This is a genomic window from Paraburkholderia sp. EG286B, from assembly GCF_040965655.1.
Classification (GTDB): Bacteria; Pseudomonadota; Gammaproteobacteria; order Burkholderiales; family Burkholderiaceae; genus Paraburkholderia.
On sequence record NZ_JBFRCF010000001.1, the window covers coordinates 1 to 22,953 of the forward strand.

At 65.3% G+C, this 22,953-nt stretch carries 20 protein-coding genes and 1 pseudogene; 4 read left to right on the forward strand and 17 right to left on the reverse strand.

Translation table 11 applies throughout. The annotated features are described in order from the left end of the window. Positions 1–917 (forward strand): group II intron maturase-specific domain-containing protein (locus AB4Y42_RS00005; RefSeq protein WP_368693007.1); only part of this gene is annotated, 917 nt, incomplete at its 5' end. A 58-nt stretch (positions 918–975) separates the two neighbouring features. Next, positions 976–2,079 carry an IS110 family transposase gene (locus AB4Y42_RS00010; RefSeq protein ID WP_368693385.1) on the forward strand — a complete coding sequence of 368 codons (1,104 nt, stop codon included), beginning with the start codon at positions 976–978 and terminating at the stop codon, positions 2,077–2,079. A 472-nt stretch (positions 2,080–2,551) separates the two neighbouring features. Here AB4Y42_RS00010 and AB4Y42_RS00015 read toward each other — a convergent pair. Further along, positions 2,552–2,713, reverse strand: a pseudogene (locus AB4Y42_RS00015) (LysR family transcriptional regulator); the annotation flags it as partial. 141 nt (positions 2,714–2,854) lie between these two features. Then, the gene (gene bfr / locus AB4Y42_RS00020; RefSeq protein WP_368686915.1) at positions 2,855–3,331 is read right to left on the reverse strand and encodes a bacterioferritin; all 477 of its coding nucleotides are present in this window, start codon (positions 3,329–3,331) and stop codon (positions 2,855–2,857) included. A gap of 327 nt (positions 3,332–3,658) precedes the next feature. Between bfr and chrA the strand changes: the two genes are divergently transcribed. Then, the gene (gene chrA, locus AB4Y42_RS00025) at positions 3,659–4,894 is read left to right on the forward strand and encodes a chromate efflux transporter (RefSeq protein WP_368693008.1); all 1,236 of its coding nucleotides are present in this window, start codon (positions 3,659–3,661) and stop codon (positions 4,892–4,894) included. Between the two features lie 10 nt (positions 4,895–4,904). Here chrA and AB4Y42_RS00030 read toward each other — a convergent pair whose 3' ends face one another. The 10 genes from AB4Y42_RS00030 to AB4Y42_RS00075 form a co-directional block, all read right to left on the reverse strand. Continuing rightward, positions 4,905–5,525, reverse strand: a complete 621-nt coding sequence (locus AB4Y42_RS00030; protein ID WP_368693009.1) for a DAK2 domain-containing protein — start codon at positions 5,523–5,525, stop codon at positions 4,905–4,907. Further along, the gene (locus AB4Y42_RS00035) at positions 5,522–6,550 is read right to left on the reverse strand and encodes a dihydroxyacetone kinase subunit DhaK (protein WP_368693010.1); all 1,029 of its coding nucleotides are present in this window, start codon (positions 6,548–6,550) and stop codon (positions 5,522–5,524) included. Before AB4Y42_RS00035 ends, AB4Y42_RS00030 begins: the two co-directional genes overlap by 4 nt. Before the next feature lie 57 nt (positions 6,551–6,607). Next, a complete protein-coding gene (locus AB4Y42_RS00040) occupies positions 6,608–7,612 on the reverse strand; it encodes an ABC transporter permease (RefSeq protein ID WP_368693011.1) in 1,005 nt (334 codons plus the stop codon). Further along, positions 7,609–9,147: a sugar ABC transporter ATP-binding protein gene (locus AB4Y42_RS00045; RefSeq protein ID WP_368693386.1), complete on the reverse strand. Its 1,539-nt coding sequence runs from the start codon at positions 9,145–9,147 to the stop codon at positions 7,609–7,611. The genes AB4Y42_RS00040 and AB4Y42_RS00045 overlap by 4 nt, the downstream gene beginning before the upstream one ends. 82 nt (positions 9,148–9,229) lie before the next feature. Next, a complete protein-coding gene (locus AB4Y42_RS00050; RefSeq protein ID WP_368693012.1) occupies positions 9,230–10,345 on the reverse strand; it encodes a sugar ABC transporter substrate-binding protein in 1,116 nt (371 codons plus the stop codon). Positions 10,346–10,469: 124 nt separating this feature from the next. Next, positions 10,470–11,105, reverse strand: coding sequence for a class II aldolase/adducin family protein (locus AB4Y42_RS00055; protein WP_368693387.1), 636 nt, complete (start codon positions 11,103–11,105; stop codon positions 10,470–10,472). 71 nt (positions 11,106–11,176) lie between these two features. Further along, positions 11,177–12,253 (reverse strand): S-methyl-5-thioribose-1-phosphate isomerase, encoded by a 1,077-nt coding sequence (gene mtnA / locus AB4Y42_RS00060; RefSeq protein ID WP_368693388.1) that lies wholly within the window; start codon positions 12,251–12,253, stop codon positions 11,177–11,179. A gap of 60 nt (positions 12,254–12,313) precedes the next feature. Beyond that, positions 12,314–13,573 carry an S-methyl-5-thioribose kinase gene (gene mtnK, locus AB4Y42_RS00065; protein WP_368693013.1) on the reverse strand — a complete coding sequence of 420 codons (1,260 nt, stop codon included), beginning with the start codon at positions 13,571–13,573 and terminating at the stop codon, positions 12,314–12,316. A gap of 36 nt (positions 13,574–13,609) precedes the next feature. Continuing rightward, positions 13,610–14,365: a GntR family transcriptional regulator gene (locus AB4Y42_RS00070; RefSeq protein ID WP_368693014.1), complete on the reverse strand. Its 756-nt coding sequence runs from the start codon at positions 14,363–14,365 to the stop codon at positions 13,610–13,612. An 85-nt stretch (positions 14,366–14,450) separates the two neighbouring features. After that, positions 14,451–15,131 (reverse strand): MarC family protein, encoded by a 681-nt coding sequence (locus AB4Y42_RS00075; RefSeq protein WP_368686924.1) that lies wholly within the window; start codon positions 15,129–15,131, stop codon positions 14,451–14,453. 207 nt (positions 15,132–15,338) lie between these two features. Here AB4Y42_RS00075 and AB4Y42_RS00080 point away from each other — a divergent pair, with 207 nt between their 5' ends. Next, on the forward strand, positions 15,339–16,418 hold the full coding sequence (locus tag AB4Y42_RS00080; protein ID WP_368693015.1) for a serine hydrolase: 1,080 nt from the start codon (positions 15,339–15,341) through the stop codon (positions 16,416–16,418). A 20-nt stretch (positions 16,419–16,438) separates the two neighbouring features. Here AB4Y42_RS00080 and AB4Y42_RS00085 read toward each other — a convergent pair whose 3' ends face one another. From AB4Y42_RS00085 to AB4Y42_RS00105, 5 genes are all read right to left on the reverse strand, one after another. Beyond that, positions 16,439–17,056 (reverse strand): histidine phosphatase family protein, encoded by a 618-nt coding sequence (locus AB4Y42_RS00085; RefSeq protein WP_368693016.1) that lies wholly within the window; start codon positions 17,054–17,056, stop codon positions 16,439–16,441. Between the two features lie 183 nt (positions 17,057–17,239). Then, positions 17,240–18,361: a porin gene (locus AB4Y42_RS00090; RefSeq protein WP_368693017.1), complete on the reverse strand. Its 1,122-nt coding sequence runs from the start codon at positions 18,359–18,361 to the stop codon at positions 17,240–17,242. 112 nt (positions 18,362–18,473) lie between these two features. Beyond that, positions 18,474–19,757, reverse strand: a complete 1,284-nt coding sequence (locus AB4Y42_RS00095) for an MFS transporter (protein WP_368686928.1) — start codon at positions 19,755–19,757, stop codon at positions 18,474–18,476. A 91-nt stretch (positions 19,758–19,848) separates the two neighbouring features. After that, positions 19,849–21,504 (reverse strand): GMC family oxidoreductase, encoded by a 1,656-nt coding sequence (locus AB4Y42_RS00100; RefSeq protein WP_368686929.1) that lies wholly within the window; start codon positions 21,502–21,504, stop codon positions 19,849–19,851. Then, entirely contained in the window at positions 21,501–22,931 is a 1,431-nt protein-coding gene (locus AB4Y42_RS00105) for an aldehyde dehydrogenase family protein (protein WP_368686930.1), read from the reverse strand. Before AB4Y42_RS00105 ends, AB4Y42_RS00100 begins: the two co-directional genes overlap by 4 nt. Positions 22,932–22,953 lie beyond the last annotated feature (22 nt).

The following is a 22,953-nucleotide window of genomic DNA, read 5'->3' on the forward strand; positions in this document are numbered from 1 at the left end:
GTCACTCCTGGTTTCTGGAGAACATACCGATGGATAAGGAGGTTCTGCGCAAGTGGCTTCAGGCCGGATATATCGATGAGGGAACCCTGTTCGAGTCCCAGGCGGGTACACCCCAAGGGGGTGTCATTTCGCCCGTGATCGCGAATATGGCGTTGGATGGGCTTGAAGCAGCAGTAGATGCAAGTGTGGGAACATCCACACTTGTCCGCAGAAAGGCTCAGCTCAACGTCGTCCGCTATGCCGATGACTTCGTGGTAACTGGCGTGTCGAAAGATGTGCTGGAATCCCGGGTGCTTCCGGCAGTCAGGCAGTTCATGGCGACTCGGGGTCTGGAGCTCTCGGAAGAGAAAACCCGGATCACGAACATAGCAGCGGGTTTCGATTTTCTTGGCCAGAACGTGCGCAAGTACGACGGCAAGCTGCTGATCAAGCCAGCGAACAAGAGCATCAAGTTGCTGCTTGACAAGGCCAGGGGAATCATCAAGGGCAACGCGAGCGCCACGCAGGAGGCGTTGATACGCCAGCTTAACCCTGTGATCCGGGGATGGGCCCAGTATCACCGTCACGTCGTGTCGAAAGTGATCTTCTCCTCAATCGACTCACACATCTGGCGATGGCTCTGGAAATGGGCGAGGCGTCGACACCCCATGAAAGGAGCCCGGTGGGTCAGACAACGGTACTTCCGGCGCGACGGATACCGGTTCTGGGATTTTGCGACAAAGGGTTCAACCGAGGGTGACACCTGCGGCCTGCAACTCTTCCGCGCAGCAACGGTCGTGATTCAACGGCACGTCAAAATCCGGGGGCTGGCCAATCCGTTTGATCCGGCATGGGATCCCTACTTTGCCCGCCGTCGAACCGCGAAACGCTCCGCCAGGTTGCCCGGTGCCACCCATGGTGCTGAAGCAATGGCTTGAGCCGGATGCGGGGTGACCCGCACGTCCGGTTCTCAGGGGGCGGCGGCGCAGTGATGCGCTGCTGCTACCCGACAAGGAATCGATCACAGCAGCCTACGCCGTCGAGACAGGTGAGGTGGAGTTGCTGGGCAAGATTGGCACCTCGAAGGCGGACATCGATCGCTTGTGCCAGCGCATGCAGTCCAAGGCACCGCACGTATGCATTGTCTACGAAGCAGGTCCATGCGGCTACGGCCTTTACCGGCAACTGCTGCAGAAGGGATTCGACTGCATGGTATGTGCCCCTTCGCTGATCCCGAAGAAACCCGGCGAGCGGGTCAAGACCGACCGCCGCGACGCACTCAAACTCGTGCGCTCGTTGCGCGCAGGTGATCTCACGGCAGTCTACGTGCCGGGCGTCGAAGATGAAGCATTCCGGGACCTGGCTCGCGCATGGGCCGCAGCAAAAGCGGATCTCAAGCACGCGCGCCAGAGGCTCAAGTCCTTTCTACTCTCCCATGGCATCCGTTATACCGGCAGCGCGAACTGGGGTCCGGCACACCGACGGTGGATCAGCGCCTTTGCGTTCCCCAACCACTGGCAACAACTGGCCTTTGACGAGTGCCGCCGTACCATCGAAGACAGGCTCACACAATGCGACCGCCTTGAGACGGCACTGCGCGAGGCTGTCGTCAACTGGCGCTTCTATCCAGCCGTACTGGGATTGCAGGCAATGCGGGGCATCCAGTTCACCACGGCCGTAGGCATGCTCGCCGAACTCGGCGACCTGTCGCGATTCGAGCATCCGCGCCAGCTGATGGCCTGGCTCGGGGTGACGCCTTCCGAGCACTCTTCCGGAGACCGGCGCCGTCAAGGCAGTATTACAAAAAACGGGAACAGCTATGCAAGAAAGCTGCTCGTGGAGGCTGCGTGGAGTTACAGATACCCCGCCCGGGTGAACCCGGATATCCAGCGCCGCCATGAAGGAATCCCGAAACCGATCATTGATCGCGCATGGGATGCTCAGCTGCGACTGTGCCGGCGATATCGCAAGCTCGCAGCGCGCGGCAAGAATGTGAACACCGGTGTGGTTGCCGTTGCGCGAGAGCTCTCTGGGTTCATCTGGGACATCAGCAGACTGGCGATGTCCCTCGCCATACCGAAGGATGCCAAACCAGTCTGACACCACATTAACGAGGATACGAAGAGTTTCCTGAAGGCGGCGTAGCCCGGCACCCGAGTAACCCGCGATTGGACTATGCAACACATCTCATGCGACTTGCGACTTTAGGTAGCGGCAGGCTCATAGGGCGGACCACAGTAATGCGGTAACCAACCCGCGGATATCAGTGTGACCCACCGTCGAGACGTACTGCTACGTCGCCCTCAGGAAATTCAGATGCACCAAACCCGAGAACCGATCGAGATTGACACAGAAAGTCATATCAGTCTTCTGGTTCTCTGCATGACACAACGTGGGTACGACGCTGCGACTTTAGATATCCTGAATGAAGAATTGATTGCTGCCGCCTTTCAAACTTGATGGGATTCGCTAACAGGAATGTTGCATTTACAACCGGACTCGGCTGGACCGGATCGTTTCGGCGTGAAGTGGCCCAGCTTACGTGGAGACCTCCCTGTGCGTATGTATCTTTCCCGCGTGGCGTTCGTTCGAACAACGCCACGCCGACGGCCTCCTCGAGACTCTGGACTTGCCGCGAGATAGCGGGCTGCGTCACGTGCAATTGTTCAGACGCCGCGCGTACGCTGCGCAATTCGGCGACAGCAATGAAATAGCGGAGATGCCGGAGTTCCATGGTGGGAAGGCAGAAAACGTCGGATGCCGATTCGGCACTTGCCCAAGCATCGTGAACAATCGTGGGCGCGGCATTGATCAGCGCCAGTCATTCACGCTGGCACCGTACGCCCGGAAGGAAACGCCCACGCCGGATCGCGTCTCAGCTGGCCGAGCCCATCGCCGATTGCTGATAGTTTTCAAGGCCGATCTTGTCGATCAACCCGAGCTGGATTTCCAGCCAGTCGATGTGATCCTCGGTGTCGTCCAGGATCTCGACGAAAATTTCCCGTGACACGAAGTCCCGCACGGATTCGCAGTACGCTATGGCTTCCTTGCACTGTGCCTGCGCCGTGCGTTCGAGCTTGAGGTCGCACTCGAGCACTTCGCGAACGTCTTCGCCGATCAGAAGTTTGCCAAGGTCCTGCAGATTGGGCAGGCCGTCGAGCATGAGAATTCGCTCGATCAGCTTGTCCGCATGCTTCATCTCCTCGATCGACTCGTCGTATTCATGTTTGCCGAGTCCTGCGAGCCCCCAGTGTCCGTAAAGTCGTGCGTGCAAAAAATACTGATTAATCGCCGTCAGCTCGTTCTTGAGTTCCGCATTGAGATATTCAATAACTTTCGGATCGGCTTGCATCACTCCCTCCGGGACGACGTGTCGGGACAATTACAACGAGCATAGACATTTGACGCGCGCAGCGCACGAACGAGAGCATCAATGAGAAGAATTCCGCGGTTTTGTCGGTCCAATATACGCAGAGGAATGACGCTTTAAGCCGCCTGGTGGCCGTCTGTAGTTTGCGAACAACTGGACCAGCGCAAGGTGGGAACTGGTCACGCTCGTGCGTGCCTGCCTGTCACGCGCGCGCCCAGCGAAAGCTTCCCGGCCTGCAATCGCGCCGGCAGATCGGGTATGATCGCGGCAGCCTCAACCGATGTTCGCATTCCTTACGACAGAATATCCATGGAAACAGATATGTCGACGTCAGAGCCGGACCGTGCGGGCTCCGTGTTCGAAGTGCTGTGGGTCTTTCTGAAACTGGGCCTGACGTCCTTTGGCGGCCCCATTGCCCATATCGGCTACTTCCGTCGCGAGTTCGTAGACCGGCGCCGCTGGCTCGACGACGAAACCTTCACGGATCTGGTCGGTCTCTGCCAGTTTCTCCCGGGTCCCGCCAGTAGTCAGACCGGTTTTTCGATCGGGCTGCTGCGCGCCGGCTGGCCAGGGGGCCTGGCCGCCTGGTGCGGCTTCACGTTGCCATCCGTCGCGCTATTGATCGCCTTTGCCATCATCGCGCCTGAACTCGGCGGCCCCGTGGGAAGCGGGCTGATTCACGGACTGAAACTCGTCGCCGTTGCCGTCGTCGCGCAAGCCGTCTGGGACATGGCGCGCCGCCTGTGCCCCGACCGCCGCCGCGCCGGCATTGCACTCGTTGCGGTCGTGCTTCTCGCGGTCATGACGACGGCGTATGCACAGTTGATCGTCATCGTGCTGGGCGCGGCGCTCGGTATCGTGCTGTGCCGGTCCGCGACTGCGGGAACCATCGCCGGTACGCGTCAGCATGCACTGGAGTTCCGCATATCGCGTACTGCCGGCCTGTTCGCGCTCGCCCTCTTTGGCGCCCTGCTTTTTGGGCTGCCGGCGCTTGCCGCATTCGATACGACGCACACCGTCCACGTGTTCGACGCTTTCTACCGTTCGGGCGCCCTCGTGTTCGGCGGCGGTCACGTGGTGCTGCCATTGCTGCAGCGTGAGACCGTGGCAACGGGCTGGGTCTCGCCGAACGACTTTCTTGCGGGCTACGGAGCCGCCCAGGCCGTGCCCGGCCCGCTCTTTACGTTCGCGGCTTTTCTTGGATGGATCATGAGCGGTCCATCCAGTCATGCGCTGGGCGCCTGCGTGGCGCTGGCGGGCATCTTCTTGCCGGGCCTGCTTCTCGTGCTCGCCGCGCTGCCCTACTGGCAAGCGCTTCGCGCCCATCCCTCCATGGCGGCGATGCTGGCGGGCGTGAATGCAGCCGTGGTCGGGCTGCTCGCCATGGCGCTCTATTCGCCGGTGTGGACGAGCGCGGTCCAGTCACGGATCGACTTTGCGGTTGCGGTCATCGGCTTCTTTTTGCTCACGCGCTGGAAGGTGCCGCCGCTCGTTGTCGTCGTGTTTTCGGCGGCGGCCGGCGTGGCCGGGATGCTGTTTCGCTGAGTGGCGAGGCTCATCCTCGCCAGGCTTGAAGAAACCTGAGCCACGCCGTCGCGCCGGGATCGGCGTGACCGATGCTGCGTTCCTGCACCCACGCCGCGCGTCCTTTTTTCGACTGCAACGCAGCGGTGGCGCGCACCTGTCGCTCCGCCGTGTCGATCATCGCGTCGAGGAGCGCGCGCTCGTCGACGCCTGATTCGAACGCCTCGAGCGTATCGAGGCTCGGCACGAGTGCATCGAGCACCGTCTTGTCGCCGAGCTGCGATTTGCCCCGCTCGGCGATGCGCGCGGCCACCGCGCGCCCCATGGCGAGCGCTTCGCCCCGGCCCGCAACCTGGCTGCCCGCCACGGTCTTCGCCGCGGCGAGCAGGCCGCCGCCCACGAGCGCGCCGAACGTCGAAGGGTTGGCCGTCGAAAACGCCTTGCCCGTGGCGATCAGCACGTCGCCCAGCGCCGCGTCGGGCGGCAGCTTCGCAATGGCATCGGCTGCCGCGAGCGAGCCCGCCTTCACGGTGACGCCCAGGTCGCCGTCGCCGAGCGCGGCGTCGAGTTCGCGCAGTTCTTCCGCGCCGGCGGGCATCGCGTTCAATGCGCCGATGAGCCGTTCCCTGACTTCGCTGACCGAGAGGCTCATCGCGCACCTCCCTCGTCCACGCGCCATCCTTCGCGCCAGAACGGCGAGCGCACCGGCGCATCGAGCAGCGTGTCGAGTTCCTCGTCGAGCTGCATCACGGAAATCGAGGCGCCCGCCATTTCGAGGCTCGTCACGTACTCGCCCACATAGGCGCGCGCCACGCGCAGCCCCGCGGCGGCAACGGCCTGCGCGGCGCGCCGGTACAGCAGATACAGTTCTTCGAGCGGCGTCGCGCCGAGTCCGTTGACGAGCAGCGCCACGCTCGACCCCGCCGTCGCCTGCAAGTCGCCGAGGATCGCGCCCGCAAGCCGTTCGGCGATGGCATCCGCGCTCTCCAGCTTGCCGCGGTGCGTGCCCGGCTCGCCATGAATGCCGATGCCGATCTCCATCTCGCCATCGGGCAGCGTGAAGGTGGGCTTGCCGGCCGCCGGCAGGATCGTCGGCGAAAGGCCCACGCCCATCGTGCGAGTCGCGCCGTTTGCCTTCGCGGCAATGCGCGCGACTTCGTCAAGCGTGTCGCCGCGTTCGGCCGCCGCGCCCGCGCATTTGAAGCCGAACACCATGCCCGCCACGCCGCGGCGATCCGAGGCCCGCTCGGGCGGCGCGGAGGCGACGTCGTCGGCGACGAGCACGGTGCGGGTCTCGATGCCGTCCGCGTCGGCCAGGTCCGCGGCGAGATCGAAGTTGAAGACGTCGCCGCCGTAGTTGCCGTACAGGTAGAGCACGCCCGCGCCGCCGTGCACCGCCTTGGTGGCCTCGTAGATCTGCTCCGACGATGGCGACGAAAACACGTTGCCCACCGCCACGCCGCTCGCGAGCCCCTTGCCCACGTAGCCGAGAAAGCCCGGCAGGTGCCCGGAGCCGCCGCCCGTCACGATGCCGACCTTGCCCGCGTTCGGCGCGTCGGCACGCACGAGCGCGCGGCGGTCGGCCGTGACCGGCTTGAGCCAGCCCGGATGGGCGAGCAACAAGGCGTCGATCATCTCGTCGACAAAATGATCAGGATGATTAATGATCTTTTTCACGTGTCGCGTCTCCAGTAATGGTGGCCTTCGCTCCACCGCTCACGTTGACTTCTCCGTTCAAAGCTTGCGCCGTTGGCTCAGCGCGTCGAGCAAAACGGCCGCGAGAATCACGCCGCCCTGGATGAATTGCGTCCAGAACGGATTGACGCCGAGCAGCGAAAGTCCGACATTGATCACGCCGATCAGCACCACGCCAATGAAGCTGCCGACGATCGAGCCGCGCCCGCCCGCGAGCGAGGTGCCGCCGATCACGACGCCTGCGATCACCTGCAGCTCCAGCCCGTTGGCCGTCGATGGCAACGCCGAGTTGAGCCGCCCCGCGAGCACGATGCCCGCAATGGCCGCGGTCACACCCGCGAACATGTAGGTGAGAAAGATCACGCGGCTCACCGGAATGCCCGCGAGGCGCGCCGCTTCCTTGTTGCCGCCCACGGCGAACACCTGGTGGCCGAATTCGGTCTTGCGCAGCAATACATGGCCAATGACGAATACGGCCAGCATCACGAGCATCGGCGCGGGCAGGCCCGCAAACGTCTTCGCGCCGAACGCGGTAAACACGGCGGGAAAGTCGAATTTCGTGCGCCCGTCCGAAATCGCGAGCGTGAGGCCGCGCCCCATTGCCATCATCGCGAGCGTGACGATGAACGGCACGAGCCGCAGCCACGCAATGCCGAAGCCGTTGAGTGCGCCCACCGCCGCGCCGGTGACGAGCGCGATCACGAGCCCTGCTACGCCGAGCCCGACGGCGTCCGGGCTCGCGCCGGCCATGACGGTCGCGGCCACCATGCCGCTCAGCGCGACGAGCGAGCCCACGGAGAGGTCGATGCCCGAGGTGATGATCACGAACGTGCCGCCCACGGCCGCGATGCCGACCACGGACACCTGCACCATGATGTTGGTGAGCGTGCTCGTGGTGAGAAATTCGGGCGACGCGAGCGAGAGCGCGATGCAGATCAGCACGAGCGCCGCAATGAGGGGCCCGAGGCCGCTGCGCAACTGACGCAGCACGCGCTGTTGCAGGGTTGGTGTTTCTTCGCGCGGTCGAACCGTGGTGGACGTCATGCTGCAACTCCGGTGGTAGCCCATTGAATGATCGTCTCCGAGCTGGCGTGCTCGCGCGCGACTTCGCCGACGATGCTGCCGCGATACATCACGAGCACGCGGTCCGACATGCCGAGCAGCTCGGGCAGTTCTGAGCTCACGAGCACGACGGCCGCGCCCGCGCGCGCCATCGCGACGATATGCGCATAGATCTCGGTCTTCGCGCCGACATCGATGCCGCGCGTGGGCTCGTCGAGCAGGATCACGGCCGGCGACGTCGCGCTCGCGCGCCCGAGAATCACCTTCTGCTGATTGCCGCCCGAAAGATTGCCGGTGAGCGACGTGACCGAGGGCGCGCGCACCGCGAAGCGCTCGACTGCCTCGCGCGCGAGCCGGCGCTTTCTCGCCGCGCTCACGAAGCCGCCGCGCACCAGCGCCCGCAAGCTCGAAAGCGCGACGTTCTCTTCGATGCTCGCGTCGAGCACGAGCCCTTCGAGCTTGCGGTCCTCGGCGGTATAGACAATGCCCGCGCGCATGCCTTGCGCGGGCGAGCGCAGCGCGAGCCTGCGCCCGCGCAGCCTCAGTTCGCCACGGGTAAGCGGCAGCGCCCCGCAAAGCGTCTTCAGAAGCTCGGTGCGCCCCGCGCCCGCAATGCCGCCAATGCCCACGATCTCGCCTGCGCGAATGCTTAAGCTCGCGTCGCGCAGCACGGGCGCGCTCGCCAAGTTGTGCGCTTCCAGCACGACGTCGCCGTAGGGCCGCGCCTCCCACGGATAGAACGAGTCGAGATTGCGCGCGACCATCGCCTGCACGAGCGCAGGTTCGTTCCATTCCGACATGGGCCGCGCGCCGACCGTCGCGCCGTCGCGCATCACCACGGCCGAATCGGCCAGTTCGAAGACCTCTTCGAGATGATGCGAAATGAAGATAATGCCCATGCCCGCCGCACGCAGTCGCCGCACGACGGCGTAGAGATGCTCGATGTCGTGATGCTGAAGCGCGGCCGTGGGCTCGTCCATCACGAGAATGCGCGCGTGGCGCGCGAGCGCCTTGGCGACCTCCACGAGCTGGCGTTTGTTGAGCGGCAGATCGCCCAGGCGCATGGCGGGCGGCACGCCTTCCAGCCCGACCTGAGCCAGCGCTTCGCGCGCCATGGCGTTGGCGCTGCGATGATCGACGAGGCCGTAGCGCCGCGGCATGCGGCCAAGAAAGAGGTTTTCGGCCACCGTCATGTCGTTGACGAGCGAAAGCTCCTGATAGATCACGGCCACGCCCGCGTCGATCGCGGCCTGGGTGCCGCGCGCGAGGCGTACGCCGTCGATCTCGATCGTGCCTTCGTCCGGCTCGTAAGCCCCGGAGAGCGTCTTGATGAGCGACGACTTGCCCGCGCCATTCTCGCCGACGATCGCCATCACGTGCCCCGCATGCAACTCGAGGCTCACGCCCCGCAGCGCCTTCACGCCGGGAAAGCTCTTCACGATGCCGTTCATGCGCAACAGCGGCGGCGCGCCTGGGCGGCCGCCCGCGCTGGTGTTCTCCTGCTGCGATACGTCCATTGCCGAACCTGATTCGCGTTTCATCCGTTCATCCCGGGCGCCGGCGCACGCGTCGCGCGCGGCCGGCGCTTAAGACCGCCCGTTACTGCTTGACTTCGAGCGCCCACAGACCGTATTGCTTCGCGCCGTCCGAATCGATGTTCGACTTGTCGATCAGATAGGTCGGCCACGCGTAGTTCGCAGGCACGTCCTTCTTGGCCTCGTAGTCGGTGATGAACGTCATCGCCTTGGCGGACATGCCGATCGGGTTCTGCGAGATCGTCGCGTCCTGCTTGCCCGCGCGGATCGCCGAAAGTGCCTGCGCCGTGCCGTCCGCGCCGATCACCATGATGTGGCCGGGGTCGCCGAGCGGCTTGTAGCGGCCCGCATTGTCGATGGCCTTTTCCGCGCCCACCGTGTTGTCGTCGTTCGCGCCGAATACCGCGTCGATCTGCGGATACTTCTGCAGAATGCTCGTCATCGCGTTGAGCGACTTCTCCTGGTCGAAGCCGCCTTCCTGGCGCGCGACGACCTTGATGTCGGGATACTTCGCGATCTCTTCCGAGAAGCCCTTCTCGCGATCGGTCGCCGCCGTGGTGCCGATCAGGCCGATCAGATCGACCACGTTGCCCTTGGGCGAGCCATAACGCTTGCTCAACTGGTCGGCGATCCACTTCGCGCCGGCGGCGCCGAGCGCTACGTTGTCCGAAGCGACGAACGAGGTCACCTTGCCGCCGTCCGAACCCCGGTCGAGCATGAAGACCGGCACGTTCATCGAATTGGCCTTCTCGACCGCCGGGATAATCGCCTTCGAATCGATCGGATTGAGCACGATCGCCTGCACGCCCTGGCTCAGCAGATTGAGCGTGTCGTTGACCTGCTGCTGTGCGTCGCCGTTCGCGTTCGTTTGCACGAGATCGAAGCCCTGCTTATCCGCGCCGCGCTCCACACCGTTCTTCAGGCCGACGAAGAACGCGTTATTGAGCGTGGCGATCGAGAAGCCAACCTTGATCTTCGTGACTGCCGGGGCCGCAGCCGCTGCCTGCGCCGGCGCACTCGCGGCGGCGGCGTCGGACGCGGCCGCCGTGGTCGAGGGCGACTCGCTCTTCGAGCAGCCTGCCAGCATTACCGCGGCGGCGAACATCGTCACGCCGGCCGTGGCTCCCATGCGCGCGCTGCGCGCCACCCATCTGTCGAACCCTGCTGAACTCCACGCCATCACCGTCTCCTGTTTTTGATCTGCTGGTTTTTGACTGACCTGCGAACCGCCAACCGACTGCGTAATCGTTTGTACCGCGTGTGCCTTGCATTGCAACGACTGCCTGGACGCGAGCGCGCGCGTATTACCTGCGCGGGCCGTAGCCCTTGAACTTCTCGATGACTTCCTCCATTTGCGCGTCGGAAAGCAGCGGCGGCTCGCCGAGCTGGCAGGCCAGCAAATACTGCCTGGCGAGCACCTCCACTTCGTTTGCCAGCCACAACGCCCGCGCGAGATCGCGGCCGAGCGCGATGACGCCGTGATGCGCGAGCAGGCACGCGAGCCGCTCGTGCAGCGCTTCGAGCGCGTGATCGGAGAGCGCCTGGCTGCCGAAGGTCGCATACGGCGCGCAGCGAATCGAATTGCCGCCCGCCGCGGCCACCATGTAGTGATGCGCGGGTATGCCGCGACTGTGAATTGCGAGCGCCGTCGCGGCTTGTGAATGCGTATGGACCACGGCGTTCACGTCATCGCGTGCGCGCAGGATGTCGCGATGAAAGCGCCACTCCGACGAAGGACGTTGCGCTTCGAAGAGCGGATCGTCGTCGCGCACGTCGAGCGGCATCCAGACGATGCGCTCGCGCGTGAGCGCGGCGCTCGGCACGCCGCTCGGGGTCACCAGGAGTCCGTCATGCCAGCGCGCGCTCACGTTGCCCGAGGTGCCCTGATTGATGCCGAGGCGCTCCATCTCGCGCGCGGTATCGACGATCTGCTGGCGTATTTCGGTTTCCGCGCGCGCGTCGCGTGCGCGTCCCGCCGTCTCGCCCGCACGGCGGCCTTCGCTCGCGCCGCTCACGCCGCCGCTCCGGTAGCGAACAGCGCGGCAAGACTCGCCTCGAACGGCGCGCGCACGATGCCCCGCTCCGTCACGATGCCGGTCACGAGTGTATGGGGCGTGACATCGAACGCAGGGTTGCGCACCTGAATTCCCTCGGGCGCGGTACGTTGCCCCGCGAGATGCGTCACCTCCGCGGCGCCGCGCTCCTCGATCTCGATGTCCGCGCCGCTGGCGGTGCGCAGATCCAGCGTGGACGAGGGACACGCCACATAAAAGGGAATGCCGAAGTGCTTCGCCGCGATCGCCACGCCGAGCGTGCCGATCTTGTTCGCGACGTCGCCGTTCGCGGCCACGCGATCCGTGCCGACGATCACGAGGTCGATGAGCCCTTGGGCCATCAGGGTCGGCGCCATGCTGTCGGTGATCAGCGTGACGTCGAGCCCCGCCTGCTGCAGTTCGTAAGCGGTGAGCCGCGCGCCTTGCAGGAGCGGTCGCGTCTCGTCCGCATAGACGCGAAACGCCACGCCGTCGCGATGCGCGCAATAGAGCGGCGCGGTCGCCGTGCCGATGCCCGCCGTGGCCAGCGCACCGGCATTGCAGTGCGTGAGCACGCCGCTGCCGGGCGCGATCAGCGAGCGCCCGGCTTCGCCGATGCGCGCGCACAACCCGATATCCTCTTGATGAATACGCTTCGCCTCGGCAACGAGCGTTTCATATAACGTCGCGCCCGTCGCGCCGGACTCCGCGCGTGCGTGTGAGAGCATCCGCTCGAGCGCCCAGCGCAAATTCACCGCAGTGGGCCGCGCGCTGTCCAGATACGCGGCGTGCGCTGCGAGACGCGCGAGGAACGTATCGCGCGATTCGGTTGGCTCGTGCCGCATCGCTACACACAGGCCATAGGCGGCCGCGACGCCGATCGCCGGTGCGCCGCGAACGCGCAACTCGTGGATCGCGCGCCAGACCGCCTCGACACTGTCCACGGCCTCGACCACGCATTCGCGCGGCAAACGCGTCTGGTCGAGCAGATAAAGGGTGTCGTCGCGCCACTCGATGGTGGGCGGAAGACTCGATTGCTGCGCCTGCAACGTCATACGTTCTCCGTCGATGCCGGTTGTCCGGGCGCTGCCGCTCATGCGGCAGCCTGTATTCGTTTAAACCAATTCGGTGAGCACCTGTGCGGCCAGCGCCGTGACCGCCTCGATCGACGGCAGCTCGCGGCGCCGTACCAGCAGCGCTTCGGCGAGCTTCAGGCAGCGCACTTCCACACGCGCGCGCACCGCGTCGTCCTTGATGCCCGTAATTTCCGCCACCTTCGCCATGCCGACGATGCGGCGGATCATCTTGCAGCCCGCAAAACCGAGCGTATCGGCGAAGAGGCGATCGATGAAATCGTCGCGGAAGGCCTGAGCCGCACGCGTGCCCGCCGGGCCGCCGATATACGCGTGGCCGGTCTCGCGCTCGTGCAGCCGCCAGATCTGCCCGAACTTTTGCGCGAAGGCGTTCCACACGGCCTCCACCTGCTCGAGCAGCCAGCCTTGGTAGGCTGCCGGGTCGCGTCCCGCCTCGCGGTCGTGCCAGTCGCGCGCGTAATACGCGAGCAGCAGGTTCGCAATGAACGCGCCCGTGTCGAAGCCCATCGGCCCATAGAACGCGAACTCGGGGTCGATCACATACGTCTCGTGCTCGTTCGCCATGATCGAGCCCGTATGCAGGTCGCCGTGCACGAGCGTTTCCGCATGATTCATGAAGGCCCACTTCATCTCGCCTGCCGCGAGCCTCAGCGGCTCGTGCGTGCGCAGCCGTTCGATCGCAGCCGCGGGCAGCGCGGGGCTGTAGACATTCGAGGGATGATCTTCGAACGGAAACGTGAAGACGAGTTCCTCGGTAATCTTGCACAATTCGGTGTTGATGTCGCCGCCTACGGCCGCTTTCTTGGCATCCGGCGCAAGATAGAGATCGGAGCCGTGAAAGAGCGTGCGGGCCAGAAACGTGGAGATGTGATCGGCGAGCCGCGGATACACGATGCCGTCGATCAGCCCCCCGCGCAGCACACGATGCGAATCGAGCCGCTGCATCACCATCAGGAACTTCTCGCTATCCGCGTGGAAGACGCTCGGCACGTGTTCCGGGCACAGCGCGCCGAAGCGGCGCAACGCCGCCACTTCGCGCTCCATGCGCTCGCGCGGCAAGGGCCATGCTTCGCCGACCAGCCGCAGGTACGGCGGCGCCTGTTTCACCACGACGCTCAGGCGCGGGTCGCGCGTGCTGCTCACGAAGTAGACGTAGTTCAGATTGCCGTCGCCCACTTCGACGACCTGCAATTCCCTGTCGTCGCCAAGCCTTGCGCAAACGGCCGGAACGCCCAGCAGATAGTCGGTCAATTCGGCAGAACTGAAAGCTTCGAAGTGCATACGTTCTTCCTGTCCGGAAATGGGCCGCCGGCCCGCCTAACGTCGCTTGCGCACGAGATCGAACTTGAAAATGCTGGCGTTGTAATAGTCGTTGCTGTAGCAGACCGCGCGGCCGGTCTCGTCGAAATCCACTTCGTCGATCAGCAGGAACATGCCGATGTTCTCCTGCAGTTCCGGCAAATCCCGCGGGGTGAGAACGGTCGGCTGGATCGAACTATGGGTGTGGGAGAGCCGCACGCCCGCGCGCTCCAGCGTGCCGAACAGCGACTCGCCCAGCTCCTGCCCTTCGAGCAGCGCCTTGGGCACGATGTCGATGCAGTAAGCGGCGATTGCATCGTCGGCACGCCGCACGCGTTCGAAGCGCACACACGGATCGCCTTCGGCGAGGCCGAGCTTTTGCGCGAGGCTGCCGGAAGCCGCGATCGTCCTCACCTGCAGACGGCTCGTGGAAGGCACCGCACCGACACTGCGTATCATGTCCGTCACAGACATCAGATCATCCAGACCGCCTTGCAGCTTGAGCGTGATTTGTCTGACGAAGGTCCCCTTGCCGTGCACGCGCGTGAGAAGACCGTGCGAAATCATCTGCGCGACCGCCTCGCGCAAGCTGGAGCGGCCCACGCCCAACAGCTCGCAAAGCTCGGGCTCCGGGGGGATTTGATCGCCCGGCTTGAGCGAGCGCTCGCGGATCATTTCCAGCAGCGAATCCTGGATTCGCTCGCACATCGACTGATCGACGCTCAGGCGCATGGCTTCCGCAAGATTGCGTGGGTTGGCTACATTGGGCTCCAATCTACATCAGACGTCTGATGTTATGGGCTCGTGGTTTTCCCTTTCATGCGGCGCAACATGGCGAGGGCTGCGGCGGCGCGCTGCGCTATTTGACGCTCACCGAAAGCGGCACCGACTCGAGCAGATCTTCGATCCCGAGCCACAAGATCTGCAGACCGATGCACAGCAGCACAAAGGCGAGCAGGCGCATGAGCACTTCGGTCCCGACCGGTCCGAGGCGCTTGCCGACATGGCCCGCGAAACGCACACAGAGATAGATGCAGCCGCAAAGCACGATCAAGGCGAGCAGCACGCCGACGACATTGACGAGTTGCACGTGACCGCGTGGCCGGCCCGTGCCCAGCGCAATCGCGACCGCGATCGAACCCGGTCCAACGGTAACCGGCAGCGTGAGCGGATAAAACGCCATGGCGCGCAGCGTCGCCTGGCGCGCCGAATCCGGCGGCGCCTGCGATTGTGCCGCCTCCGCGCCATCGGGCGATTTGTGCAGCAGGTTCCAGCCGGCGAACGCGATGACCAGCCCGCCCGCCACCCGCAACACGGGTATCGATATGCCGAAGAACGAGAGCACATAGGCGCCCATCAGCAGCGCCCCGAGCAGAATGAACAGGCTGTTGATGGCGATGATCCGCGCGAGAAATGCGCGTTCGCTGGCCGTCGCATGCGGCAGCATGCTCAGTACGATGAACCCCGCCGCGGGCGGATTGATAACGGGAAAGAGTCCTGCGAAGACGAGCAGGAAGGTGTCGGAGAGTTGATTGAGCATCCCTGTTCCCCCTTGGCATCACGGAGTATACGGACCCGCTCGCCGCCCGTTCAATACGACGATGGTCCCACTGGGTGACGATTATGGAACCGGAATGGAACTTCATCGGCCGATGCGGCTCGAACAATGCCGCCAGAATCTCGACGCGCGCCGCGCAGACCCAACGTACAAGCCCATCTGTCGATGCCTTTCGCTTCCCGACTTCGATTGCTGTCCAGCCTGCTCGCCCTGATCGTCGCGGGCCTCGCGGCCGGCGCGGCTCCGGTCTGCGCCCATGCAGCCGCTCATCACACCGCGGCGGAAAGAACCGTTCACGCCACGCCCAAAAGGAAAAAGAAAGTCGCGCACAAGACCAAGCCCGCGCACCGTTCGATGCCCGCTGATGCGCCCTCCACCAAGCTCTCCGGGACGAAGCGCCGCACCAAACGCGCGAAGCCCAGACACGGCCCGCCGCCGGCGCCGCATCACGCCGCGCACGCGAGCGCCAAAAGCGCGCACGCCCCTCGCCTGCTCGCCCGCTGCGGCTTTACGCCGGCCTCGCGCAAGCAGCTCTTTTCGCATGCGATCTACGTCGTCGACGAAAACACCCACACGCCGCTCTACGCGCGCCATGCCGACACGGTGGCGCCCATCGCATCGGTGTCGAAGCTCATGACGGCCATCGTCTGGCTCGATAGCGCGCATGCGCCGCTGCAACAGCGGCTTTCGGTCACGACCGCCGATCTCGACACGCTCAAGTTCACGCATTCGCGCCTCGGCGTGGGAGCCTCGCTCACCCGCGCGAACATGCTGCACGTTGCGCTGATGTCCTCGGAAAACCGTGCGGCTTCGGCGCTCAGCCGCGACTATCCGGGCGGGCAGGCTGCGTTCATCGCGGCCATGAACGCGAAAGCGCAGCGTCTCGGCATGAAGCACACGCATTTCGTCAACGCGACGGGGCTCTCGCCGCAGAACGTCTCAACCGCGCGCGAGCTGGCGAGCCTGGTGCGCGCAGCCAACGGCTACCCGCTGATTCGCCGCTATTCGATCGACCATCAGGAACGCGTGCCCACTGGCCGCGGGCAGTTGCAGTATGTGAACAGCAATCGGCTGGTGCGCTACGGCCAGGTGCGCGCGAGCGTGCAGAAAACCGGCTTCATCAACGAGTCCGGCCACAATATGGTGATGCGCGTGATGGTGCACGGCCGGCGACCCGTGATCGTCACGATGCTAGGTAGCGCCACGCCCGAGGGTTCGCGCCTGGACGGCGTGCGTATCGCGCACTGGCTGTCTTGCTCCTTGCGCTGAGCGAGCACGACAGGGCGTCTTCACATCAACGCCCTGCGCTCGCCGAGCGCATTCCAGCGACGGATGGCGCGGCTTTCGTGGTCGAAGCCGAGAATGCTGACCGAAGCCGTGTCGAGATACAGATGCTCGCCGAGCGCCGCCGAACCGGAAGCCCAGCAGCCCCCCAACGCGCGCAGGAAATGCGCGTGCGAAAAGAGCGCCACGCGGCCCCGCATCGCCAGCAGCCCCTCGATCACCGCGGCCGCGCGCGTCTGAACCCGCGCGAGATCCTCGCCATGCGCAATGGGCGAATGCCACACGCTCCAGTCGGGTTCGGTCTTGCGGATCTCCGCTGTCTTGAGGCCTTCGTAAATCCCGTAGTCCCACTCGTGCAGGTCGGCCGAAATCGTCATCTCGTCGCCGAGGCCCGCGAGCTGGCACGTCTCGATGGCGCGCGCCATCGGGCTGCATAGCACCGCGTCGAAGTGCTGTGCGGCGAGCGACGGCGCCAGCGAGCGCGCCTGCTCGCGCCCGTGCCCGGTGAGCGCGATATCGGTGCGGCCGGTGTGCTGCCCGGAGAGGCTCCATTCCGTTTCACCATGACGGATCAACCAGACTTCGCGCAGTCCGGAGGACACACTGGCAGGATTGGCAGACATCGGGAACTCCACGTTCGTGCCCCGCGCGGGACACGCGGGATGTCCGCAGCATACCTGTTTTGGGGGCATCTGGCCGTGCCGCTACCCTGTTGTTCCACATGGCAAAATGAAGGCATATCGAAAGCGACGAGGCTGACATGCTGCGTCGCTTCGTCATTCATTTGCAGTCCGTAGTAACCGGCTTCAGAAAAGATGCGAGATACCGAGTACCGCAAGCGTTTGCGACGATTGCGGGGCCGTGACCGAAATGCCGGGCCAGCTCATCATCGCCTGGCCGTGGTTCTTCAGATACCCCGCGCGCGCGTACAGGCTCGTGCGCTTCGAGATCTGCCGATCGTAGCCAAGCTCGATGCCGAGCGTTTCGTCGTTGACGCCGTGAATGTTGCGCTGAATGCCGGCGATCTGGATCGCGTCGAACGAGGTGGCCTGAATCGTCGCGCCAACCTCCGTCACGTTGTACGCATGCGCGGAGCCGAGCGCGGCCGCGAGCGAATGCGCGGGCGGTGTCTTCGGCCTCGCATAGGAATAATTCGCCTGCAGGTTGACAATGCCGATGCGGTAGGCGAGCGCCGCCGTGTAGTGCTCCGTACCCACGAGCGTAAGGGCGGAAGGCAGGCCCGGCACGGTTTCCGTGCCCGAGTGTTCGTTCATGTAGGCCAGGCCGACGAAGAGGCCATAGCCGGTATAGGTCGCGGAAACGTCGAGAATATTGCCCGTCGTCGCCGGCACCGGCTGCGTGACGGTCGCAGCGAAACCATACATGGCGTTGAGCTGGAATCCGGCCAGTTTCGGCGAGACATACAGGATCGAGTTGCTCGTGCGGCCCGCGGCGTACTGCGTGGAGAGCGTATTGCGATCGGTCGCGAGCACGGCGGCCGAAAGCGGCGAAAGCACCTCGTTGGCGCGAAACGGATCGCTCGGGTAGACGGCGCGGAAGCTCGGCTGGTACTGCCTGCCGAACGTGAGTGCGCCGTAGTCGCCGTGCGCCACGCCTACCCACGCCTGGCGATAGAACAAGGCGGTCGTGTCCGCAAAACCCGTGCCGTTGTTGAGGTTGAAGCCGTTTTCGAGCACGAAATTGGCCTTGAACCCGTTGCCGAGGTCTTCGGAACCTTTCAGGCCGAACATCGAGCCCGTCGAACCTCCGCTGCGCTGGGAAACCGACGCGGTGCCGCCGTTGTTCTGGTACTGGAAGAACGTGTCGGCCACACCGTAGAGCGTCACACTCGTCTGGGCGCAGGCGGCGCTCGCGGCCATTGCGAACGTCGCGCCCATCACACCCTGGCTAATCAGCTTCAAACGCATGCATGTCTCCTCTTCTGTTGTCGGTATCCACTCGTTGGCGGAATGGATCGCACTGCGAATTACCAAAGAACCGGGCCCAATAAAGCTTCCGGTTGAATCGGGTACGCGAACCTCAGCGCGCCCCACGGCCCTCCTTTGCGGGCTGCAGCCAGAGAAAGCCCGCCACGCCCGCTACGGCGAGCAGCGCGCCCATTGCGCCGAAACCCGCTTCGTAGCCGCGTGGGCCCGCCGTCGAAGTGACGAGATGTCCCATGAGCGCCGGCGCGAACAAGCCGGCCGTCGTCGCGAGCGCATGAACGGTCGAGAGCATGGCTGCGCGGTTCGCGCCCGGCACGACTTCGGCCACGAGTTGCGGCCCGAACGTGAACGCCTGCGTGGCGAATGCGCAGGCCAGGCCCACCAGCGCCACCTTCGTGAGCGGCGGCCACGATGCAAACGAGACGCACAGCAAGATCCCGCCGACCGTGCAGCACGCGCTCACGAGCACGCCTCGCGCGATGCGCGTCGAGACGCTGCGCCTGAGCAGCGCGTGCGAGAGCGTGGCCAGCGCGAACCCCACCGGCACCTGCAAAAGCACCTGCAGACCGAACAGCCACCCTGCACGCGCGGGGGGCATGCCCAGCCCGAGGCGGAAATAAACGGGCATCCACGTGATGCCGCAGGCGACGACCGCATAGCCCGCGAACGACTGGAACAGGACGGTCAGCACCGTGGCGCTGCCGAAGTGCGAGCGCAACACACGCCAGCCGGGCGTGACGGCGCGCGGGGCGGCCGCCGCCCGAACGCGCATGCGTGGCGCCCCCGCAAACCGCACCGCGAGCCATAGCGCGACCCACGCCACGCCGGCTACGCCGAGTGCGAGGAACGTGGCGCGCCAGTGCCAGCGCTGCTCGACGTAGGTCAACGCGGGCCCGGCCAGCACGAGCCCCGCCGTCGCGCCGAGCTGCACGATCAACGTGGGCAGGCTGCGTCGCCGGTCGTCGAAGGCCTCATACGTCACGTGCATCGCGAGCGGCAATGCGGGACCTTCGCCCGCACCCAGCACGATGCGGCACAGCACGAGCGTCGCGAAGCTTGCTGGCCAGATCATCGGCAACTGCGCGGCCACCCAGACGAGCGCAAGCCCGGCGAGCAGCCACGTGGGATCGAGGCGGTCCGCGATCCAGCCCACGCCGATGGCCGACACGGCGAACAGCACGAAAAATGCGCTGCCGACGATGCCAAGCTGCGCCGGGCTCAAGCCCATGTCCCGCATCATCGGCACCGCGACCAGGCCGACTACGGCTTTATCGGCGAAATTGAGCGCCATGAACAGAAACAGCGCGGCGACCGTGGCCCAGCCGTTACGCGCACGCACAGCGTGTGTCGCGGCCACGGGTTGTTCGATCTGAAGCATGAGTCTTGACCTCGGGGTTCTAACGCGGCGCGTATCGATTCGTTATCCGAATCAACTAGGAAGCAACAGAAAGCGTAACGACAGGCGCCGTCTACATGCCGGTGCGCATCAAGTCCGCCGCCTTTTCCGCGATCATGATTGCAGCGGCATTGGTATTTCCGCTCACAAGTGTCGGCATGATCGACGCGTCCACGACGCGTAGTCCCGTCACCCCGCGCACGCGCAACTGCGGATCGACGACCGATTGCGTGTCGGCGCCCATGCGGCAGGTGCCCACCGGGTGGTACACCGTGTCGGCGTTGCGGCGCACGAATGCGCGGATCGCCTCATCGCCCTCCGTCTCCCGCGCGATGTCGTCCGTGAACAATTCGCGGCCGCCATGGCGCGCGAGCGCGTCCTGCGCGAAGATCCGGCGCACCAGCTTCACGCCCGCGACCATGCCTGCCATGTCGCGTTCGTCGGCGAGAAAACGCGGATCGATCGACGGGGTATCGTGCATGTGAGGCGAGCGCAACGTCACCGCGCCGCGGCTGTGCGGCCGCAGCACGCAGGCGTGGCACGAATAGCCGTGCCCGCGCGGCGGCTTGCCTTCGCCGCGGTTGCCGAGCATCGCGGGCACGAAATGCAGTTGCAGGTCGGGTGCCGCGAGACCCGGCGCACTCCGCACGAATGCGCCCGCCTCGGCGAGGTTCGACGTGACCATGCCCGTGCGCTTGCGCCGGTAGCGGTGAATCTCGCGGGCGAGCCGCATCAGGCCGGGCATGGAGCGCCCGAACAGCTCGGTCGACGCGACCTGCTTGTTCACGATGATGTCCAGATGGTCCTGCAGATTCTGGCCCACCTGCGGCGCGTCATACACGACCTCGATGCCGAATTCGCGCAGATGCGCCGCCGGTCCGACGCCCGAAGCCATGAGCAGCTGCGGGGAATGAAACGCTCCCGCGCTCACCACGATCTCGCGGCGCACTCGCACGGTTTGCACAACGCCGTCACGCCATATCTCGACTGCCGCGGCGCGTCCCCCTTCGAACACGATGCGCTGCGCCCGCGCCCCGGTCAGCACCGTGAGCCATTCGCGGCCGCCGTTGTGCGCCGTGTCGCCGCGATACCCGCCGTGCAGCCAGGCGCGTGCCGTGTTCCAGCGTTCGCCGTCGCGTTGCGTGACCTGATAGAGGCCGACGCCCTCCTGGTCCAAGCCATTGAAGTCGGGGTTCGGCTTCAGGCCCGCCTGCAATGCCGCTGCGATAAAGTGCTGCGAGAACGGATTGGGCGAGCGCAATTCGTTCACATGCAACGGGCCACGCGCACCGTGAAAGCGATCGTCGTCACGACCGGCGCAACGCTCGTTCGACTCGCTGCGGCGGAAATACGGCAGCACGTCTTCGTAGCTCCAGCCGGTACAGCCCGCGTTCGCCCACGCGTCGAAGTCCGCGCGATGCCCGCGAATGTAGACCATGCCGTTGATCGACGAACTGCCGCCGAGACCCCGCCCTCGCGGCTGATACGAGCGGCGGCCGAGCAAGCCGGCTTGCGGCTCGGTATGAAACGCGTAGTTGCGTGGCCCTTCGCGCGGCACCGTCACCGCGATACCGAGCGGGGCCCACACCGTGTAGTGGTGATCGCTCGGTCCCGCTTCGATGAGCGCGACGCTCGGGCCCGCGCTTTCGGCAAGGCGCGCGGCAATTGCGCAACCCGCCGACCCCGCGCCGATCACGACGTAGTCGAATTCCTGTGCGGGTCGGTTCATGCCGCGCAGCCCGTGATCTGCTTGTATTCGAGGAACTCGGCGAGACCATACGCGCCGTGCTCCCGCCCATTGCCGGACGCCTTCCTGCCGCCGAACGGCGCCGCGAGATCCATCTTCGCGCCGTTGATCTGCACGCTGCCCGCGCGAAGCCGTGCCGCTACGCGACGAACGCACGCCGCGTCGCCGGACCACACGTAAGCGGCGAGGCCATACGGCGTGTCGTTCGCGATCGTGACGGCCTCTTCCTCCGTATCGAACGGAAGGATGGCGAGCACCGGACCGAAGATCTCTTCACGCGCGATCGTCATGTCGTTGCGCACGTCGGCGAACACGGTGGGCCGCGCGAAGAAACCGCGTGACAGGTGAGCGGGCCTGCCCTCGCCGCCCGCCACGAGACGCGCCCCCTCTTCGATGCCGATCGCGATCATCCGCTGGACTTTCTCGTACTGGGCACGATTGGAAATCGGGCCGAGGATCGTGTCCGCGGCGGCCGGATCGCCGACCTTCAGCGCGTTGACCGCCGCGCAGGCGACTTCGATGGCCGCATCGTACTGGCTGCGTTGTACGAGCAAGCGCGTGGGCGCGATACAGGTTTGCCCCGAATTCAGCATGCAGGCCAGCACGCTCGCCTTCACCGCGGTCGGCAGATCGGCGTCTTCGAAGATGAGGCTCGGCGACTTGCCGCCCAGTTCCTGCGCCACGCGCTTGACCGTGCCCGCCGCGCTCGAGGCGACCTGCGCGCCCGCTCGCGTCGAGCCCGTGATCGACACCATGTCGATGTCGGGATGGCCGGACAGTGCCGCGCCCACTGTCGCGCCGTCGCCGTAGACCAGGTTGAATACGCCGGGCGGCACGCCCGCCTCGTCGAGTATCTCTGCGAACAGACGCGCGTCGAGCGGCGCAATCTCCGAAGGCTTGACCACGACCGTGCAGCCCGCCGCAAGCGCCGGCGCGACCTTCGCCGCGATCTGGTTGAGCGGCCAGTTCCACGGCGTGATGAGTGCGACCACGCCCACGGCTTCGCGCACGATCTCGGTCGAGCCGCGCCGCTCGCTGAATTCGAACGACTCCAGTGCGGCGCGCACGCTCTGCAGCTGCGCGAGGCCCACGCGCGCCTGCAGTTCGTGGCTCAACTTGATCGGCGCGCCGATTTCCGTGCTCACTGCACGCGCAAGTTCGTCATAGCGCGCGGTATAGCGCTCGATGATGCGCGTGAGCAGCGCGACGCGGCTCGCGACACTCGTGCCCGACCACGCGGGCCACGCGGCGCGCGCCGCGGCCACGGCGCGCTCGACATCGGCGTGCGTGCCGAGGAGCACCGTTCCCACCACCGCCTCCGTGACAGGGCACACCATCTCATGAATACTTGCGCCTGGCGCGGGCGCGACCCACTGGCCGCCTATGTAGTACTGATCGATCTTGTGCACGGGTAACGATTCCTGTCGATTG